This window comes from Nostoc cf. edaphicum LEGE 07299 (assembly GCF_015207245.1).
Lineage (GTDB): Bacteria > Cyanobacteriota > Cyanobacteriia > Cyanobacteriales > Nostocaceae > Nostoc > Nostoc edaphicum_B.
The window spans coordinates 1-3,308 of sequence record NZ_JADEXF010000732.1 but is presented as its reverse complement, the minus strand read 5'-3'; the positions used below and the strand labels follow the sequence as shown (position 1 = coordinate 3,308).

The following is a 3,308-nucleotide window of genomic DNA, read 5'->3' as shown; positions in this document are numbered from 1 at the left end:
ATATTACTCCCAGCTAAAACCTGTCGTGGTTCCGGGTGAATTTTGATTAAAGCTGGCGTTGCTACCAATTTAAAGTGTTCTGCTAAGTAAGGTTGTTGACCAACATCAATAGTTTGAAGTTCAAAACTGTACTCAGCCTGCAACTCTTTTAAGTAAGCACGTATTCGCTGCACCTGTTGGCGGGACTTGGGGCGTCCATCGACAAACAGTAACAGCTGGAGTGGAGCTTCAGAATAAATAGGCTGATCCTGGGAAACTTGCATGTAATCGTGTTTCAGCACTGGTAACAACCCGGTGACGCTTTACAGAAAGTAAAAAGGACTGACGGTTGTCGATGGTCGTTGTTTTTTCTTCTTAATATCTATTTTAGATTTTCAGACTCCTATCCGATCTGCGTTTTTGACATCAGACATATCTTATTCAGCCTTTTGCTCCCGTTTGGTTAACTTTATCTCCAAGAAACACCAAGCCCCTTGAATATAAGTCTTAATTTGCCCTGAATCAAAAATTTTCGTCAGAGCCAGCAGGTGAAAGGTTTAATGCTATGTCAAATCGGCTAGTGCAGCACTATGTCAATTTGAGTACTCGCTTTCAGCAAGCGATCGCCCAAGAAAACACAGATGCTAATTGTATCTAATCTATCAGGAAGCTGTTAACTGTTCAGACCAAGTTTGTAGAGGTTTTTTCAACCGCCAGTGCATTTGATGAAGTGTCTTTTTCGCCTCAAGCCAATCATTAACTAGGATTGGGAAAAACAGCCATAGATAACTATGTACTACTTCTATAACTTGCGAAGCGCACCTTCCAGCTTTCCTAAAAGAACCACAGCCCTATCCCAGAATAACAGGGGATGGGTTGATTGAGGGAAAGTTTTGGATAGGCGATGCCTACGGCGGTAAACTACGCACTTTTAGACGAAGCACTCACTGCTTTTGAGGCTGTCAGGAAACCCCTGACTACAGCACAAGTAGCACTTTCTCCAGAAAATCAATTTAGAAATACTAGGGAAACTGCTGCGACTCCTGACTGCTTTACCTATTTACCCCAGTCGCCAATAAGAACGAACTTACGCTAATTTCCTGGAATTGTTTAACACTGGCATTTTCCAGAGATTGCCTTACTCACCTTACCATCGTCAGATGAATAATTTCCAGAATCGATTGTCAGCCTGTGTTAGTGAACTCGATTTATTCCCCTCTTTGGGTGAGGCTAAGGGGGGCTTTATTCCTAGTCTATCACTTCAGTTGCTTGGCGCAGGCAATGCCTGCCGTAGGCATCGCATTACAACTAGTGCATCTGGAAGTAGATTTAAGCTTTTGCTAGCTAAACTGTTTTTTGACCAGTTATCAATCAGTTATCTGCTTTACAACTTGGATGTTTAGATAACTCTCTAAAAGATTGGTTCACAATCTAGTATCGATCGGTTTGTAGTCGGTGGCTCTAGTCCTCATCTAAATACTAAAGTCCTGACTACGAACTCTCAAATTATAAAACTCTTATCTAGCAAGTATTTCAGGTTTATTTATGTTTTTTCCCAAAAATGTTAGTTTTCCAGAATTTTAGGGAACTCTATAAATAAGCATAGGAATTATCAAAACCTAATGGCTGTAAAACGAAGACAATACGGTAGCTTTTGCTACCGTTTACTCATTTTTAGAGATATCATCACCAAAATAGACATTTAGGAAGAAGACGTAGTAAGTCGGTAGTGTCTTTTAGTGATATGAAAAGTCAGAGGAGAGCAGGGGAATAAAGGAAAATAACCATGTCCCATGCCTCATTCCCATTTAATGGACAGTCTGCGCTAGGGTAGGAATTGAAACTCAATTTGTGATTCCCTGTGCTTCCCTGTAAACGTCCAGCTGTATTTCTAATTTGGGCTGTTATACTCACTTCGTTAACAGCCTGTGCTAATAGTCCTGTCGCCAAAAACCTTGAGGAATCTTTGGCGGCAGATCCGAAACTGCAAAGCAATCCAGTTGTCTTTGGAGAATCTCAGAGTAACCAACCGCAAGCACAGCAAAACGAATCAACTGTTCAGTTACCAGCTGATTTTCCTAAAGATATCCCATTATATTCCAATGTCAAACTACAGGAAGTTACACCTGCTAGCGGCTCAGAAAACAAAATCTCAACTCGTTGGTTAAGTTCTGATCCCAGTAATTTTATTGCTAGTTTTTATCGCAGCCAGTTTCAAACAAATAACTGGCAGATTTTACAACAGCCAACAGATGATGATACAGGAGGCGCTTTTGAGGCACGTCGCAACGATTTGCTGTTGAAGGTTTCCATTCAGCCCAAATCAGTTACTAGCGCCACACCTAATCAACCCCAAACAGCCACTGAATTACTGATTGATTACGTACCGAATAGTACTGCAACAGCACAACCTACTTCAACTACAAATCCTAACGAAACTGCTAACGCCGTTCCTCAACCGGGAAATTCACAGTTCATTGGCCCAATACCACCCACAAACTTGGCAGCACAGCCACCAAGCACAGCTAATAACCAAACAATCCCTACAGATACCTCTAAATCTCAGGTATTTAACGATCTGAATAAGGCACCACAAGAATGGCGGCAACATATCCAAGACTTGGCTGCATTAGGTGTTTTATCTATAGAAGCAAAGACAACTAAGAGCAACTCCACTACCACAACTAATCAGTTTGAACCCAGTAAAATCGTTACACATCGGGAATATGCCCGTTGGCTAATTGCTGCTAACAATGCTGTATATGCCAACAATCCAGCTAAACAGATTCGTTTGGCATCAGAAAGTACTCAACCAGCTTTTAGTGATGTGTCAGCAAAAGACCCTGATTTCCCGGCAATTCAGGGATTAGCCGAAGCTGGCTTAATTCCTAGTCCTTTGTCTGGAGATTCTACAGTAGTTTTATTTCGTCCTGATGCACCTCTAACGCGGGAACAGTTGCTGCTGTGGAAATTACCCTTAGATAGTCGCCAAGCTTTACCCTCTGCTAACTTAGATGCGGTTAAACAAACCTGGGGTTTCCAAGACGCAGCGAAAATTGACCCCAAGGCTTTAAGAGCAGTGTTGGCGGATTATCAGAATGGCGAACAATCGAATATTCGGCGGGTGTTTGGTTATACGACTCTGTTTCAACCCAAAAAACCAGTAACTCGTGCTGAGGCTGCTACGGCTTTGTGGTATTTCGGTAGTCAGGGTGAGGGTGTTTCGGCTACTGAGGCTTTGAAATTAAAGCAAAGTTAAAGCTATGCCTACGACGGTCTACCTAATTTAGTTGCGGTTAGTCCAGCATCAGCATAAAAATAGGCAATTC

The 3,308-nt window shown here is 42.1% G+C and carries 3 protein-coding genes; 2 read left to right on the top strand and 1 reads right to left on the bottom strand.

Features of this window, described 5'->3' with window-relative positions:
* On the bottom strand, positions 1-281 hold a 281-nt coding region (locus tag IQ229_RS19740), incomplete at its 3' end, for a circadian clock KaiB family protein (RefSeq protein ID WP_322744028.1).
* Positions 282-883: 602 nt separating this feature from the next.
* Between IQ229_RS19740 and IQ229_RS19735 the strand changes: the two genes are divergently transcribed.
* Both IQ229_RS19735 and IQ229_RS19730 read left to right on the top strand, forming a co-directional pair.
* Positions 884-1,075, top strand: a complete 192-nt coding sequence (locus IQ229_RS19735) for a hypothetical protein (protein ID WP_194046646.1) — start codon at positions 884-886, stop codon at positions 1,073-1,075.
* A 765-nt stretch (positions 1,076-1,840) separates the two neighbouring features.
* Positions 1,841-3,238: an S-layer homology domain-containing protein gene (locus IQ229_RS19730; RefSeq protein ID WP_194046644.1), complete on the top strand. Its 1,398-nt coding sequence runs from the start codon at positions 1,841-1,843 to the stop codon at positions 3,236-3,238.
* Positions 3,239-3,308 lie beyond the last annotated feature (70 nt).

What these genes read in the sequence shown, in the direction of transcription:
- IQ229_RS19735 (WP_194046646.1), top strand. Translation starts at nt 884, where the DNA reads ATGCCTACGGCGGTAAACTACGCACTTTTAGACGAAGCACTCACTGCT.